The sequence below is a fragment of the Algibacter aquimarinus genome (assembly GCF_039543265.1).
Lineage (GTDB): Bacteria > Bacteroidota > Bacteroidia > Flavobacteriales > Flavobacteriaceae > Algibacter_B > Algibacter_B aquimarinus.
This window is the reverse complement of the sequence record NZ_BAABJK010000007.1, coordinates 67,646-84,477: the sequence shown is the minus strand read 5'-3', so window position 1 is coordinate 84,477 and position 16,832 is coordinate 67,646. Positions and strand designations below refer to the sequence as shown.

Sequence of the window (16,832 nt, the reverse complement as noted above, 5' to 3'; positions counted from 1 at the left end):
TTTTAAATCTTACACAAAGGCTAAATATACTAAAATGTATTTCAAAAATATTTTTAATAAAGGGTTAAATAAATTCAAAAAAGTAAGCTTGTATTTAACCAAAAAGCTTTAACAATTTGATAAGATAAAAGGTTTTACTAATGCTTATCTTTGAGAAAAAAGAAACATGCTTCGTTGGATTATTTTCTTACTCATATTTGTTGTTATAGACATTTATGCTTTTCAAGCTTTCCGATCTATTACTAAAAGCATATGGTTAACTGTTCCATATTGGTTAATTACCATATTGGTTTCTGGTAATTTTATATATCAATTTTATGGTTTAAACAGAAGTGATTTTGGGAACGCGCAAGCCTATGCTTTTGGTTTTTTTCTTTCACTTTTAGTCCCGAAAGTTTTAATTTTAGGTGTGATGATAACAGAAGATGTTTTTAGGTTACCTCAAGCTGTTTTTCGTTACTTCACAGAAGGTTCTAACTCCAATGTGCAATATATGCCGTCGCGCAGGTCTTTTATTTCTAAAATTGTGTTAGGTATTGCGGCAATACCCTTTGGAGCAATACTTTACGGTATGTACAAAGGGAAATATAATTTTAAAGTTTTAAAATACACCTTAACTTTTGATGATTTACCAAAAGCTTTTGACGGCTATAAACTCACGCAAATTAGCGATGTGCATTCAGGTAGTTTTGATGATATTGAAAAGGTAAATTATGCTATCGATTTAATAAATGAGCAAGAAAGTGATGTTATTTTGTTTACTGGAGATATGGTAAACAACAAAGCAGAGGAAATGAAACCTTACATAAACATCTTTAGTAAATTGAAAGCAAAAGATGGATTGTATTCTGTTTTAGGAAATCATGATTATGGAGATTATGTGAGTTGGGATTCTAAAGAGGCTAAACATGAAAATTTAGAAGCACTTAAATCCATACAAAAAGAAATTGGATTTGATTTACTACTTAACGAAAGCAGATTTATTGAAAAAGACGGTGAAAAAATAGCATTAGTAGGTGTTGAAAATTGGGGAAAAGGAGGCTTTAAAAAAGCAGGAGATTTAAAAAAGGCAGCTAAAAATGTTAGCGCTGAAGATTTTAAAATTCTAATGAGTCACGATCCTTCACATTGGGAGCTAGAAGTTGTTCAAGACAATTACCATTATCATTTAACACTAAGTGGGCACACACACGGTATGCAGTTTGGTATTGAAATTCCAGGATGGATTAAGTGGAGTCCAGTAAAATGGCGATACAAATATTGGGCAGGCATATACAAGGAAATGGGACAATACATAAATGTAAATAGAGGTTTTGGTTATTTAGGATACCCTGGGCGTGTTGGTATTTGGCCAGAAATTACAGTTATTGAACTGAAAAGGGCAATAAAAGAAGCTTAAAAAACAGGTATTATTGCGTTTAGCACTAATTTGCTTATATTTATAAATATATATAGTAATTAACTTACTTAATGTATTGGTTTTCAAACCAGAAAAATGTTAGTTTATTAAAATATAATTTGACTAAATACTTTTAAGACATGTCAAAATTTGGAGAACTTATTGATGTAGATATTCCAGTTTTGTTGGATTTTTTTACTGAATGGAATGAGCAATCTACTGCCATGCATGCTGTGTTAAGAGATGTAGCTGCGGCACTTGGGGATAAAGCTAAAGTTATTAAAATTGATGTTGAAAAAAATCAAGAATTAGCTGAAGCTCTGCGAGTTAAAGGTTTGCCTACGCTTATTGTTTACAAAGATGGTGAAATGAAATGGCGCCAAAGCGGTGAGCAAGATGCTAATACGCTTATTGGTATTATTCAGCAGTATGTTTAAATAGCGCTAAAACTATAATTTAAGTTACTAAAGTGTTCTAATACTTTTGGTAAAGTATATTTCATGTTTTTTGAAGCTTTAATACTGTCGTGAAATACAACAATACTTCCCTCTCTAGTTTTTGAAATTACATTTTCCAAACAAGTTTTTTTTGATACATTTTTATCCCAATCAAAAGATAGTACATCCCACATAATAATTTTATAGCCTAAAGCCATAAGTTTTTTGCCTTGTTTAGGAGTAATTTGACCGTATGGAGGCCTAAAAAGGTTAACAGTCTTATCGCTGTAATGATTGGTTTTTTCAATAGAAATTTTAGCTTCTTCAATATTTTTTAAATATTTTTTTGAAGAAGTTTTCCAGCCTTTCATGTGGTTCTGAGTATGATTTCCTATGCTGTGACCTTCTTTTAGTATATTTTGAAAAATTTCAGGATTCTCTTCAATGTTTTTACCAATACAGAAAAACGTGGCTTTTGCATTAAAATCTTTAAGCGTTTTTAAAGTCCAATCAGTAATTTTTGGAGTTGGTCCATCATCAAAAGTGAGATAAATAGTTTTGCTAGTAGTTGATATGTCCCAAATATAGTTGGGGAACATTTTTTTTGCAACTACAGGAGTTTTTATGGGCGTTAAAGCCATATTATTTTTAATCTATTTTTATCTGAATACTACTATCTGCTGGGATATCTTTATCTACAGGCGGTGTAAATTCTTCCTCTCTTGTATCATCACCATAAAAATATTTAAATAGCATTAAATAACTATTAAATGTATCTCCTTCAGTTTTAGCAAAATCGGTATCATATTCAATTAAAACGTCTACAAGTCCTTTATAACGCTGAATATCTGTGTATATATCTTCAAATAAACGTTCTTGATTATCTCTTTTTAAGCTGCTGTAATAGCTGAGGTTTTCTTGGTATTTAGCAGCAACATCTTTAAATAATTGTCTTGCTTTTTCTTTGTTACCAACTTCGTAATAAGCACTAATGTAGGGCTCTAAAAGTGTGTAATATCCAAAATAATCTACGGGCATATTATTCATAGCAATATCTGCTACTTCTTCAGCTTTGTCTAGTTTATCTTCATTAATAAGTACCTCTATCAATCGTGCTAAATTTCCTCTATAAGTAATGGAGTTTTTTCTAGTTTCGGTATCATGATAAATATCTGAGCTACCACTATTACCCCAATCCCAGTTTTTTACTTTTTCGTACATTAAATCGGCATCAACACGTCCCATATCAAAAGGATTGTTTTTATCAACCTTTGTTTTAATAGGCACTAATTTGTAACACATTCCATCTAATTGAAGGTAGTCTTTCATCCATAAATAATCATCGTCTCCAAAGCTACCACCAGTAAAGTATATTGGTCGTTTCCACTCGTTATTGGCAACTATATCTAGCATTAATAATCTGTTTTTATAAAGTGCACCTCCGCTAACTTCAATATCGATATAGGGTACTATTTTATCAGCATCTTGTGGTTTTACAATACCAGAGTTTAATGCATTTTGTTTTTCTACAGGAATTCGTAAAAAGTTTGTTGGTAAATAACTAGAGTTTAAGTCTTGAGACCTAACTTGAGATAAATCTACACCTTGTTGTTGTAAAATGTATTTATATTTTGTTTTTGGATTATCACTAGCAATAAAGTTTAAAAATTGTTTAACCTCTAGTGTGTCTTTAACAACAGATTCAATAACGATATAATCGTTAGTGCCATACTTATATAAATCATGAGTTAGTTGAGAGGGAACAGGGTCGCTCTCGTAAGCCTTACGTTTCATTTGATCTATGTACCAATCCGTTTGAAACAAGCTGGTGTTTACAACACGTACATCGGTTCTGTAACCTTCAATTTCTTGTGCATACCAAAGAGCAAACGTATCGTTGTCTCCAATAGTAAATAGTATAGCATTTTCAGCACAGGAATCTAAATATTTTTTTGCCATAGCTCTGGCGGTATATTTACCAGAACGGTCATGGTCGTCCCAGTTGTTTGCCGCTAGAATTCCTGGAACTAAAATCAAGCAAACTACTGTTATAACAGGTGCTGCTAGTTTTTTAGGTAAATATTTTTTTAGTGTATCGTAAATAGCATAAACGCCAAAACCTATCCATAGCGCAAAAACGTAAAAGGACCCAACTACTGAGTAGTCTCTTTCACGAGGTTCAAAGGGGCGTACGTTTGTATATACTTGAATAGCAATTCCTGTGAAAAGGAAAAACACTAACATCACCCAAAATAGTTTTTTGTCTTTATTGAACAAGAAGAAAAAACCAATAAGCCCTAGTATAAGCGGTAATAAATAGTAAGTGTTTCGTGCTTTATTGTTTTTTACATCGCTGGGTAAATTATCTTGAGAATAACCTAAATGCCATTCATCTAGGGGTTTTATGCCGGTAATCCAATTTCCATGATTATCATATCGACCTTGAATATCGTCTTGCCTTCCTGCAAAATTCCACATAAAATAACGCCAATACATATAGCCTAATTGGTATTCAAACATATAAACTATGTTGCTGGCTAAGGACGGTTTTTCAATATCTATGTAGCTTTTAAATCTTTTTAAAAAGTTATTATAATCCTCATAATCTACATTGCCTTGAGCTACATCATTCCTGAAATTTGAAACTATTGTTCTCAACTCGTTTTGCATTTGATGTTCTGGTTTTAACTTGAAATTTAAAAAACCAGAAAACATCATATAATTTTCGGCATGTTCTGCACTCCACATTCTTGGTAAATAGGAAGCATGATCAGAATTGTAGTTTTGTCTAGCATTTTTGTAATCGTTTACAATTACATATTTACCTTTTTCTTCATCTTTTTCATATTTAGGTTTATCATCAACATATGGGTTGTTTTCATCTAAATATGCATATTGGTCTGTAAACTGAGGCCCGTAAAACAAATGTGTTTCAGGATACTGCTCAAGGTTGTAATAAGCTAAAAGCTCTCTTGCACTAGACGGGTTGTTCTCATTAATAACCACATTTGCGTTGGCACGTATAGGCAACATTAACCACGTAGAAAATCCTATAATAACAAAAGTTAAACAAAGAATACCCGTATTTATGTGGGTGTATTGCTTTTCTCGAGTATACTTTAAAGCATAAAAAATAATAGCTACTAAAACTAAACCAGCAATCACAGAGCCTGAGTTAAAAGGAAGCCCTATAGAATTCACAAAAAAGATTTCTGAAACACTAAATATTTTTAAGATATTAGGAGCTAATAATTTAAAAACGAATAATAAAACACCAACTGAAGCAACATTTGCTATAATGAAGTTTTTAACAGAAATGTTTTTATAGTTTTTGAAGTAATAAATTAATCCGATAGCAGGAATAGTTAGTAAGCCCATAAAGTGAACACCAAAAGACAACCCAATTACAAAGGCAATTATTATAAGCCAACGATTACCACGAGGTTTATCCATTTCTTGTTCCCAACGCAAGCCTAACCAAAATAACACAGACATTATTAAAGTAGCCATGGCGTAAACTTCAGTTTCAGCTGCGTTAAACCAAAAAGAATCTGTAAAAGCAAATGCTAAACTACCCACTAAACCGCTACCTAAAATGGCCATCGATTTACTCTGAGACAAGTCTTTTTTACTTCCAACTAACTTTTTTAGTAGCAGCGTAATGGTCCAAAACATGAATAAAATAGTGAATGCGCTTGCAATGGCACTCATCATATTCATCATAAAACCAACTTGTGAAGGCTCTAACGCAAACATAGAGAAAAAAGCACCTAACATTTGAAACAAAGGCGCTCCCGGTGGATGCCCAACTTGCAATTTTGCTGAGGTTAAAATATATTCGCCCGCATCCCAGAAACTTACCGTAGGTTCAACAGTTAAGCTATAGGTTATAAGTGCTATTAAAAAAGAAAACCATCCTAAAATAGTGTTCCATTTTTTATAGTTGAAATGTGCCATGTAAATTTTTGTTTGTTTGCTTTGGCGAATTTAATAATAAATATGAAATGACGTGTAAGTATTTAGTTAGTCTTAACATATATAGTTCGTTGGAATTAACATTGAATACAATGAGTGTTGTACAAACCTTCTTAGTTGTCAAAGGTTTTATAAAAACGTTAAGTATTGAAGATTATTTTAAAAAAAACTTGTGCAAAGAAAATTTTGTTTTAAATTTGCCACCTCATTACAAGAATGGCCCATGGTGTAACTGGCAACACGTTGGTTTTTGGTACCAAAGAGTCTAGGTTCGAGCCCTAGTGGGCCAACAAAAGTCTTCCTAATTTAGGAAGACTTTTTTGTTTTTATATCTTAAAAGTAATTACAGGTCGTTTAGCATGATTTACCAAATCTTCACTAATACTACCATTAAAAAAATGTGAAATACCTTGCCTGCCGTGGGTACTCATGCCAATTAAGTGCGCTTCAATAGATTGCGAAAAATTCATTATACCTTTTTCAATATTTAAATCATTAAATATATTTATGGTGTGTTTGTCGTAATCAAAGTTTTTGGCAAATTTTTTCATTCTATTGTTAGCCTTGGTAGAAGTAACAAATTTTGTAGGGGTATTTACCATAAGTAAATGGATTTTTGCTCCTAGAATTTTAGCAAATTTAAGTGCTTTTTTGTAGGGTATTTTACTTTCATCTTTAAAGTCTGAAGCAAATACAAAATCTTTTACTTTAAAATTTTTATGTTCGTTTTTTATTACTAATACAGGTGTTTCAGAGGTTCTAACTACTTTTTCGGTATTCGAGCCAATAAGCATTTCTTTAAAACCAGTAGACCCATTGGATCCCATAATAACCAAATCTATATCTTGTTTTTTGCAAACATGAAAAACACCTTTAAATATTTCATGAAATTCTACATGTTCATGTAAAACTAAATCGTTTAAATAGTCCTTGCTTTTTAATTCTAAAAACTGTTTGTGTGCTAGTTTCATAAAATAAACCGCTTCGGGTAAATTGTTGTATGTGCTTAATGCATCAACTTCGTGAAGAGGAATTTCTAAAACATGTAATAAATGAATTTCGCAGTCATGTTTTTTAGCCAGTTGAGCAGCGACTTTTAAAGCATTTTCAGCTTGAGCCGAAAAATCGGTGGGTACAAGAATTTTTTTCATAATTAGTTTAGTTGTGGTGTACCTAAATTTATGAAATATTACTTTATAAATCGATAAAATATCATATATTTGCACCGTTGAAAGGCGAATTAAGAAAATGAGGGGACGGAAAGTCCCCTCTTTTTATACTAGAAAATGTTTAAAAATAGAGTTACAGAATTACTTGATACTGCATTAGCGGAACGTTCAGATTTATTTCTAATAGAATTTTCAATACAAGGTGATAATCAGATAAAAGTAATTATTGATGGTGATAATGGTGTTTTGGTTGAAGATTGTATGTTTATTAGTAGAGCCATTGAACACAATTTAGATAGAGAGGAAGAAGATTTTTCTTTAGAAGTAATGTCTGCAGGTGCTACAGCACCATTAGTAAACAAAAGACAGTACAATAAGAACTTAAAAAGAACACTTAAGGTAAAAACAGCATCAGAGAGCATTGAAGGAACACTAGCAATAGCAACTGATGATACTATTACATTAGAGTGGAAAGTTAGAGAGCCAAAACCAGTTGGTAAAGGCAAAATAACTGTAAAAAAGGAAGCAAATATTCCTTACGAAAATATTGTAGAAGCAAAAGTGATGATTAAATTTTAATTCAGTAAGAGTTATGGAGAATATCGCGTTAATTGAATCTTTTTCAGAATTCAAAGACGATAAGTTAATTGACAGAGTAACGTTAATGGCCATTTTAGAAGATGTGTTTAGAAGCGCATTAAAAAAGAAATATGGCGATGATGATAATTTTGATATTATTGTAAATCCCGATAAAGGTGATTTAGAAATATGGAGAAATAGAATTGTTGTTGCAGACGGGGAGGTTGAAGAACCTAACCAAGAAATTTCTTTAACTGAAGCTCAAAAAATTGAGCCAGATTTTGAAGTTGGTGAAGATGTATCTGAAGAAGTTAAACTTATCGATTTAGGAAGACGTGCTATTTTAGCGTTGCGTCAAAACTTAATTTCTAAAATTCATGAACACGATAACACCATAATCTACAAGCAATTTAAAGATTTAGTAGGTGAGATTTATACAGCAGAAGTGCATCATATCCGTCACAGAGCAGTTATTTTGTTAGACGACGAGGGTAACGAAATTGTACTTCCAAAAGACAGACAAATACCATCAGATTTCTTTAGGAAAGGTGATAACGTAAGAGGTGTAATTGACAGTGTAGAGCTTAAAGGAGCAAAACCTACAATAATTATGTCTAGAAGTTCCCCAGCGTTTTTAGAGAAACTATTTGAACAAGAAATACCAGAAGTTTTTGATGGCTTAATAACCATTAAAAATGTTGTTAGAATACCAGGTGAAAAAGCAAAAGTAGCTGTAGATTCTTATGACGATAGAATAGATCCAGTAGGAGCTTGTGTTGGTATGAAAGGTTCGAGAATTCATGGTATTGTTCGAGAATTAGGAAACGAAAATATTGACGTAATAAATTACACCAATAACTTACAACTTTATGTAACTCGTGCTTTAAGTCCAGCCCGTGTAACATCTATTAAATTAGATGAAGAAACCAAACGCGCTGAGGTTATTTTAAAGCCAGAAGAAGTTAGTAAAGCCATTGGTAGAGGTGGACATAACATTCGTTTAGCTGGCCAATTAACGGGTTACGAAATTGATGTATTTAGAGAAGGAGCAGAAGAAGATGTTGAGTTAAGAGAATTCTCTGATGAAATAGAAAAATGGATTATCGACGAGTTTAGTAAAGCAGGATTAGATACAGCAAAAAGCATCTTAGAACAAGAAGTTGATGATTTAGTGAAAAGAACTGATTTGGAAGAAGAAACCATTTTAGATGTAATAAGAATTCTGAAAGAAGAATTTGATGAATAAATAAATTCAATGCAGATTTGCATTTTATTGTGCCTTAAATTGGCATAATATATATATTTGAGTATTTTAAAGGCGATTATGGCTGAAACAATTAGATTAAATAAAGTATTACGCGAGCTTAATATCTCTCTAGATCGTGCCGTAGAATTTTTAGATTCTAAAGGTGTCGAAATAGAAAAGCGTCCCACTACAAAAATTTCTGAGGAAACTTACAATATTCTTTCAGATGAATTTGAGACGGATGCTAATAAGAAAATGAAGTCGCAAGAGGTAAGCGAAGCTAAGCTTAAAGAAAAGGAAAGTTTACGTATTAAGCGTGAGCAAGAGTTGGAAGCAAAGCAAAAAGCCCAAGAAGCCAAAGAAAAAGCACAGCAGGAAGAAGTTGTTAAAGCTTCAAAAACGCTTTCTGGCCCTAAGCAAGTTGGTAAAATTGATTTGAATTCACCAAAACAAGACTCTAAACCTGTGGCTAAAGAAAAAAAAGCTACAAAACCAGAGGAACCAAAAGCTGAAACTCCAAAAACAGAAAAAGAAACTCCAAGTGCTGATAAAGATTCTGGTAAAACTCCAAAAGTAAAAGCTGAGGTTAAAACTGAAGAAGTTGAAAATGCTAAACCAGTTATTGTTGATGGCGAAGTAGTAGTTCCAGACGAGAAAGTTACAACGCAATATAAAAAACTATCAGGTCCAAAAATTGCTGGAGATAAAATTGATTTATCAAAATTCAATAAGCCTAAGAAAAAGAAAGAAGATAAAAAACCTGATGCGAAAGCAGGAGATGCAGGAACAGCAAACAAGAGGAAGCGTCGTAGAATAAGTAAAGCAGGTGGAGCACCATCTGGAAATAACAGACCTAGTGGAAATAGATCGGGAGGAAACGACCGTTTTAATAAAGGAAAAGGCGGGCGTAGAAACGTTGTTAAGGAAGAACCTAGTGAAGAAGATGTAAAAAAACAAGTGCGTGAAACACTTGAAAAACTTCAAGGTAAATCTAACAAAGGTAAAGGCGCAAAATACAGAAGAGATAAAAGAGATCAACACAGAGAGCAAACTGAGATTGATGAGCAAATAGAAGCAGCAGAAAGTAAGATTTTAAAGGTAACCGAGTTTGTAACAGCAAATGAAGTTGCAACTATGATGAATGTTGGTGTTACTGAAATTATTTCAGCATGTATGTCCCTTGGAATGATGGTTACCATGAATCAGCGTTTAGATGCTGAAACATTATCTATTGTTGCTGAAGAATTCGGATATCAGGTAGAATTTATAACTGCAGATATTGAAGAATCTATTGAAGAAGTTGAGGATAATCCAGAAGATTTAAAACCACGTGCGCCAATTGTTACAGTAATGGGTCACGTAGATCATGGTAAAACATCGCTTCTAGATTATATCCGTGAAGAAAATGTAATTGCAGGTGAGTCTGGTGGCATTACACAACATATTGGTGCTTATGGTGTAGAGTTAGAAAACGGACAAGAAATCGCGTTTTTAGATACTCCTGGTCACGAGGCCTTTACAGCTATGCGTGCTCGTGGTGCTCAAGTAACAGATATTGCTATTATTGTTGCTGCTGCAGATGATGATATTATGCCGCAAACCAAAGAAGCTATCTCGCATGCACAAGCTGCGGGAGTTCCGATTGTATTTGCTATAAATAAAATTGATTTACCTGATGCTAACCCAGAAAAAATTAAAGAAGGTTTAGCTAATATGAATTTATTAGTTGAAGATTGGGGTGGGAAAGTTCAGTCTCACGATATTTCAGCTAAAATGGGTACAGGTGTCAATGAACTATTAGAGAAAGTATTGCTAGAAGCAGAATTATTAGAGCTTAAGGCAAACCCTAACAAACCAGCAATTGGTACTGTTGTTGAAGCTTTCTTAGATAAGGGTAGAGGATATGTATCTACTATTTTAGTTCAAGCAGGAACTTTAAAAATTGGAGATTACGTTTTAGCGGGTCAGCATAGTGGAAAAGTAAAAGCGATGCATGATGAACGTGGAAATGATGTTGCTGAGGCTGGTCCTTCAACACCAGTATCTATTCTAGGTTTAGATGGGGCTCCTCAAGCAGGAGACAAGTTTAATGTTTTTGCAGATGAACGTGAAGCGAAACAAATTGCTACAAAACGTGCGCAATTACAACGTGAACAATCGGTAAGAACACAACGTCATATCACACTTGATGAAATTGGTCGTCGTATTGCACTTGGAGATTTCCAAGAATTAAATATAATTCTTAAAGGTGATGTTGATGGTTCTGTAGAAGCATTAACAGATTCTTTCCAGAAATTATCTACAGAAGAAATTCAAGTAAATATTTTACATAAAGGCGTTGGAGCCATTACAGAAAGTGATGTTTTATTAGCTTCAGCATCTGATGCTATTATCGTCGGATTTAACGTGCGCCCTGTTGGTAATGCAAGAATGATTGCAGATAAGGAAGAAATTGATATTAGAACATACTCAATTATCTATGATGCTATTAACGACCTTAAAGATGCGATGGAAGGGATGTTATCTCCAGAGCTTAAAGAAGAGATTACGGGTACTGCTGAAATTAGAGAAATCTTTAAAGTATCTAAAATCGGAACAATCGCTGGTTGTATGGTAACTAATGGTAAAATCCTTAGAAGCTCGGGAATTAGATTAATTCGTGATGGAGTTGTTGTTTACACAGGTGAATTAGCTTCATTAAAACGATTTAAAGATGATGCTAAAGAAGTGTCAAAAGGATACGATTGTGGTATGCAAATTAAAAACTACAACGATATTAAAGAAGGTGATATTATTGAAGCTTTCCATGAAGTAGAAGTTAAGAAGAAACTAAAATAAATTCTAAAGTAATTCAATAAAAAAAGCGACTAAATTAGTCGCTTTTTTTATTGAATATTATATTACAAAACCTAATATTTATTCTTTTTTAGGTTTAAGTATAAAGGCGTTAGGAAATTTTCTTTTAACTCGTTTTAGAGCTCTGTCGGCTTCTAAACGACTTCTAAATACACCAACCCAAGTTTTGAATTCTGGGTTTTCAAATAATACTTTTGTAGGCCATTCTGAAAACGATTCTAAAAATTCTTTTTGAGCACTGTAAGCTCCCGATCGAACATTACCATTATAAATCTGAATTCTAAAAAGATCAGAATTCGTCTCACTTTTATTCATTTCCTTTTTTAAATCAAGTAATTCAGTAATTTTTTGGTCTTGATTTACTGTTACAGAACCCTGTTGAGAAAAACCATATGCTGATGCAATTAATAAAAATAAAATGGCTAAAATGCTTGTTTTCAAATTGAATCTTTTCATTTTTTAATATATTTATACAAATGTATACGTTCTAAACTTATTTATGGCTCTTTTTATTATTTAGAATCCCTCTAAATTATCAATTAACAGTTCCCTAACATTTCGCAAATGGACTTTAAGTATTACTTTTGCGAGAGATTTTTTTAACTGTATTTTTTTCTATTGTATATGAAAAAATCATACCAAAGTTTAGAAGTTAATTTAACCAACAATATGAGACAGGTGATTCACCGTAGATTAAGCAACATTATTCTTCATTATTGCTTAATTATTTTATTAGCATTTACAACGGCTCTTTCTGCTCAAGAAGGAGATCCAGCAAAAGGGAAATCATTATTTAATGCCAATTGTGCTGCTTGTCATAAATTAGACAAGAAAATGACAGGCCCTGCTTTGCGTAATGTAGAAACACGTTTAGCTGAAGCAGAAGGTTTAGATAGAGAATGGTTGTATGCTTGGATAAAAAATAGTGCTGGTGTTATTAAATCTGGTGATGCTTATGCAAACAAGATCTATAATGAGTATGGTGGTGCTGCAATGACGGCATTTCCACAATTATCAAATGAAGATATTGATAATATTTTAGCTTATACTGCTGAAGAAAAACCAGCTCCTCCAGTTGGCGTTAATGCTCCAGTAATTAATGATGGTTCAGGAGGAAATTCTGGTGGTATTTCAAATGAAATCATTTTAGGTGCATTAGCTATATTATTTATTCTTTTAGCTGCTGGATTATATTTAGTAAATAAAACACTCCGTCGTTTTGCATCGGCTCAAAACATAGAAATACCAGAAGATTCAAAAAGAACACCGCTTTGGAAAGCATTTGTGCAAAATCAGTTTTTAATGATTGTTGTAGCCATATTCTTTTTATTGTCAAGTGCATATTTTGTTTATGGTTATCTATCTCAAATTGGTGTAGATCAAGGTTACCAACCGGTACAACCAATACATTATTCTCACAAAATTCATGCTGGAGATAATGGAATTGATTGTAAATATTGTCATTCATCGGCTAGGGTAAGCAAGCATTCTGGAATACCATCATTGAATGTTTGTATGAATTGCCATAAATCAATTTATGAGGTTTCGCCAGAAACTGCTACTGCAGAATATAGTAAGGAGTTCTATGATGGAGAAATTAAAAAATTATACGCCGCAGTTGGTTGGGATGATGCAGAGCAAAAATATACAGGAGAAACACAACCAGTAAAATGGGTGCGTATTCATAATTTACCAGATTTTGTTTATTTCAATCACTCACAACACGTTACTGTTGCAGGAGTTGAATGTCAAACATGTCACGGTCCTGTAGAGGAAATGGAGATTATGTATCAACATGCTCCATTAACAATGGGCTGGTGTATTAATTGCCACAGAGAAACAAATGTTAATGTAAAAGATAATGCTTACTACGATAAAATTCACGAAGAATTATCAAAAAAATATGGTGTTGAAGAGTTAACAGCTGCTCAAATGGGTGGTTTGGAATGTGGTAAGTGTCATTATTAAATAAAGAAGAATAAGTTATTGTTTTAGAGAAATACTAACACTAATAACTAACAACTAATAACTAGTAAACAATATGTCATCAAACAAGAAATACTGGAAAAGTGTTGAAGAGCTAAACGAAAATAGCTCTATTGTTGAGACGCTAAAGCAAAACGAGTTTGTAGCTGAGATTCCTACTGATGAATTTTTAGGTGATAAAGAAACATTAGAAGAAACATCTACAACGCGTCGCGATTTCTTAAAGTATGTAGGTTTTAGTACTGCGGCAGCATCTTTAGCTGCTTGTGAGGGACCGGTAAAAAAATCGATTCCTTATGTAGTGCAACCAACAGAAATAATTCCTGGTGTTGCTAACTATTATGCAACAACAATTGCTGATGGATTTGATTTTGCAAGTGTTTTAGTAAGAACTCGTGAGGGTCGTCCAATTAAAATTGAAAATAATGCTATGGCTTCTACCAATGGTAGTGCAAACGCCAGAGTAAATGCTTCGGTTTTAGGTTTATATGACAGTTTAAGGCTTCAAGGCCCTATAAAAGCAGGAGAAAAAACAACTTGGGATACATTTGATACTGAAACTACCAGCAAATTAACAAGTATTGCTGCGGCTAACAAAAGTATTGTGTTATTAACACAAACTTTTGCAAGTCCGTCAACAAGTAAGTTAATTTCAGAGTTTAAAGAAAAATATGGTAATGTTAGTCATGTAATATATGATGCTGTTTCAGAATCAGCTGCATTGGATGCTTACCAAGCTAAATATGGAGAACGCGGATTAGCAAATTACGATTTCTCTAAAGCGATGACAATCGTTTCTGTTGGTGCAGATTTCTTAGGAGATTGGCAAGGTGGAGGTTTTGATTCTGGGTATTCTAAAAACAGAGTTCCAGATCATGGTAAAATGTCACGTCATATTCAGTTTGAATCTAACATGTCGTTAACTGGTGCAAATGCTGATAAACGTGTGCCTTTGACACCATCACAACAAAAATTGGCATTAGCTAAATTGTATAGTTATGTAGTTGGTGGATCAGTTTCTGGTTCGTTGCCAGCAAATATTGAAGATGCTGTTAAAAAAGCGGCTTCTCAACTAAAAAAAGCAGGTAGTAATGGTTTAGTAGTTACAGGAATACAAGATGTAAATGCTCAAACTGTAGCTTTAGAAATAAATGAAGCTTTAGGAAGCAAAGCTTTTGATAAAGCAACGCCAATTAAAACGAGACAAGGTAGTGATAAAGCTGTAGCACAATTAGTAGCAGATATGAAAGCTGGTAAAATTGGAGCACTTATCACGAGTGGTGTTAATCCAATGTATACTTTGGCAAATGCTTCAGAATTTGCTGAAGGATTAAAGAAAGTAGAATTGTCTGTAGCGTTTTCTATGAAAGAAGATGAAACATCTACAGAAACACAATATATAGCAGCAGTACCTCATTATTTAGAATCTTGGGGCGATGTTGAAATTAAAAAAGGACACTATAGTTTAACTCAACCTACTATTCGTCCTTTATTCGACACAAGACAATTTCAAGACTCTTTACTAAAATGGACAGGAAACGATGTTTCTTATCACGATTATATTAAAGATGCTTGGGGAACAACAATTTTAGATGGAAGCTCTTTTAATAAGGCTTTACACGATGGTGTTTTTGTTGGAAGTATAGCAACCAAAATAGAAGATACTTCTATTGTAGAAAATAATGAAGAAACTGCTGAAACGCCTTCTGGAAATGCAGCAAGAGCTTTAGCCTCTTCTGTTAAACCAGCTGGAGGTTTAGAATTAACATTATATACTAAGGTAGGTATGGGTGACGGACAACAAGCCAACAACCCATGGTTACAAGAATTTCCAGACCCTTTAACAAGAACGTCTTGGGATAATTATTTAACGATTTCAAAAGCTGATGCTGATGCATTAGGTTTAATGAATAAACATGTTGCAAATGGTGCTTTAAATGGTAGTTATGCAAATGTTTCTTTAAATGGACAAGAACCAATAAAAGTTCCTGTAATGATTCAACCAGGACAGGCAAAAGGTTCTGTTGGATTAGCATTAGGTTATGGAAAAACATTAGGCTTAAAAGCTGAAATGCAAACAGGTGTTAATGCTTACAAATTATACCAAGGTTTCAATAATGTACAAAACGTAACAGTTGAGGCTGCTGCTGGAGAGCATGAATTTGCCTCAGTGCAATTGCACAATACATTAATGGGGCGTGGTGATATCATTAAAGAAACAACTTTAGAGATATTCAATACTAAAGATAAAGAACACTGGAATCCAATTCCTATGGTGTCTTTAGATCATGAAGAAACTCCAGTGACATCACCAGAGGTTGATTTATGGGATGAGTTTGATCGTTCTATTGGGCATCATTTTAATCTTTCTATAGATTTAAATGCTTGTACAGGTTGCGGTGCTTGCGTTATTGCTTGTCATGCTGAAAACAATGTACCTGTTGTAGGAAAAACTGAAGTACGTCGTAGCCGTGATATGCATTGGTTACGTATTGATAGATATTATTCATCTGAAGAATCATTTGAAGGAGACAACGATAAAAAAGATAATATTTCTGGATTAGGAAGCTCATTAAGTGAGTTTGGTGAAATGGAAAATGCTTCTGTTAATCCTCAAGTAGCTTTCCAACCAGTAATGTGTCAACATTGTAATCATGCACCTTGTGAAACTGTATGTCCAGTAGCTGCAACGTCTCATGGTCGTCAAGGTCAAAACCATATGGCTTATAACCGTTGTGTTGGTACAAGATATTGTGCAAACAACTGTCCTTATAAAGTACGTCGTTTTAACTGGTTCTTATACAATGGAAATGATGAGTTCGATTATCATATGAATGATGATTTAGGACGTATGGTATTAAATCCAGATGTGGTTGTTCGTTCCCGTGGTGTTATGGAAAAATGTTCTATGTGTATTCAAAAAACACAAAAAACTATTCTTGATGCAAAACGTGATGGTCGTGAAATCAAGGATGGAGAATTCCAAACAGCGTGTTCTGCAGCTTGTAGCAATGGAGCAATGACTTTTGGAGATATTAATGATAAAGAGAGTAAAGTTGCAAAACTTTTAAAAGATGATCGTATGTATCACTTATTAGAGAGTGTTGGTACTAAGCCTAACGTGCAGTATCATACTAAGGTGAGAAATACAACTGAAGCATAAATTTAATTAAAGAATCAATTAT

The 16,832-nt window shown here is 33.3% G+C and carries 11 protein-coding genes and 1 tRNA gene; 8 read left to right on the top strand and 4 right to left on the bottom strand.

Annotated features, from left to right (window positions below):
• The first annotated feature begins 166 nt into the window (after positions 1 to 166).
• A complete protein-coding gene (locus ABD939_RS11465; protein ID WP_345168650.1) occupies positions 167 to 1,399 on the top strand; it encodes a metallophosphoesterase in 1,233 nt (410 codons plus the stop codon).
• 140 nt (positions 1,400 to 1,539) lie between these two features.
• On the top strand, positions 1,540 to 1,836 hold the full coding sequence (locus tag ABD939_RS11460; RefSeq protein WP_345168647.1) for a thioredoxin family protein: 297 nt from the start codon (positions 1,540 to 1,542) through the stop codon (positions 1,834 to 1,836).
• On the opposite strand, the gene ABD939_RS11455 is transcribed toward ABD939_RS11460, so the two are convergent.
• Positions 1,833 to 2,477, bottom strand: a complete 645-nt coding sequence (locus ABD939_RS11455; RefSeq protein ID WP_345168645.1) for a polysaccharide deacetylase family protein — start codon at positions 2,475 to 2,477, stop codon at positions 1,833 to 1,835. The two genes, ABD939_RS11460 and ABD939_RS11455, sit on opposite strands and share 4 nt — an antisense overlap.
• Before the next feature lie 7 nt (positions 2,478 to 2,484).
• Positions 2,485 to 5,793, bottom strand: a complete 3,309-nt coding sequence (locus ABD939_RS11450; RefSeq protein ID WP_345168643.1) for a protein O-mannosyl-transferase family — start codon at positions 5,791 to 5,793, stop codon at positions 2,485 to 2,487.
• Between the two features lie 235 nt (positions 5,794 to 6,028).
• Between ABD939_RS11450 and ABD939_RS11445 the strand changes: the two genes are divergently transcribed.
• A tRNA-Gln gene (locus tag ABD939_RS11445) sits at positions 6,029 to 6,101 on the top strand.
• Positions 6,102 to 6,137: 36 nt separating this feature from the next.
• Here the strand turns inward: ABD939_RS11445 and ABD939_RS11440 are convergent.
• Positions 6,138 to 6,962, bottom strand: coding sequence for a universal stress protein (locus tag ABD939_RS11440; RefSeq protein ID WP_345168640.1), 825 nt, complete (start codon positions 6,960 to 6,962; stop codon positions 6,138 to 6,140).
• Between the two features lie 135 nt (positions 6,963 to 7,097).
• On the opposite strand from ABD939_RS11440, the gene rimP reads away from it, so the two are divergent.
• The 3 genes from rimP (at position 7,098) to infB (ending at position 11,643) form a co-directional block, all read left to right on the top strand.
• Positions 7,098 to 7,559 carry a ribosome assembly cofactor RimP gene (gene rimP / locus ABD939_RS11435; protein WP_345168638.1) on the top strand — a complete coding sequence of 154 codons (462 nt, stop codon included), beginning with the start codon at positions 7,098 to 7,100 and terminating at the stop codon, positions 7,557 to 7,559.
• 13 nt (positions 7,560 to 7,572) lie between these two features.
• Positions 7,573 to 8,805 (top strand): transcription termination factor NusA, encoded by a 1,233-nt coding sequence (nusA, locus tag ABD939_RS11430; RefSeq protein ID WP_345168636.1) that lies wholly within the window; start codon positions 7,573 to 7,575, stop codon positions 8,803 to 8,805.
• A gap of 78 nt (positions 8,806 to 8,883) precedes the next feature.
• Entirely contained in the window at positions 8,884 to 11,643 is a 2,760-nt protein-coding gene (infB, locus tag ABD939_RS11425; protein ID WP_345168634.1) for a translation initiation factor IF-2, read from the top strand.
• Between the two features lie 78 nt (positions 11,644 to 11,721).
• On the opposite strand, the gene ABD939_RS11420 is transcribed toward infB, so the two are convergent.
• A complete protein-coding gene (locus ABD939_RS11420; protein ID WP_345168632.1) occupies positions 11,722 to 12,117 on the bottom strand; it encodes an SPOR domain-containing protein in 396 nt (131 codons plus the stop codon).
• 213 nt (positions 12,118 to 12,330) lie between these two features.
• On the opposite strand from ABD939_RS11420, the gene ABD939_RS11415 reads away from it, so the two are divergent.
• The gene (locus ABD939_RS11415) at positions 12,331 to 13,629 is read left to right on the top strand and encodes a c-type cytochrome (protein WP_345169081.1); all 1,299 of its coding nucleotides are present in this window, start codon (positions 12,331 to 12,333) and stop codon (positions 13,627 to 13,629) included.
• A gap of 73 nt (positions 13,630 to 13,702) precedes the next feature.
• On the top strand, positions 13,703 to 16,810 hold the full coding sequence (locus ABD939_RS11410; protein ID WP_345168629.1) for a TAT-variant-translocated molybdopterin oxidoreductase: 3,108 nt from the start codon (positions 13,703 to 13,705) through the stop codon (positions 16,808 to 16,810).
• Positions 16,811 to 16,832 lie beyond the last annotated feature (22 nt).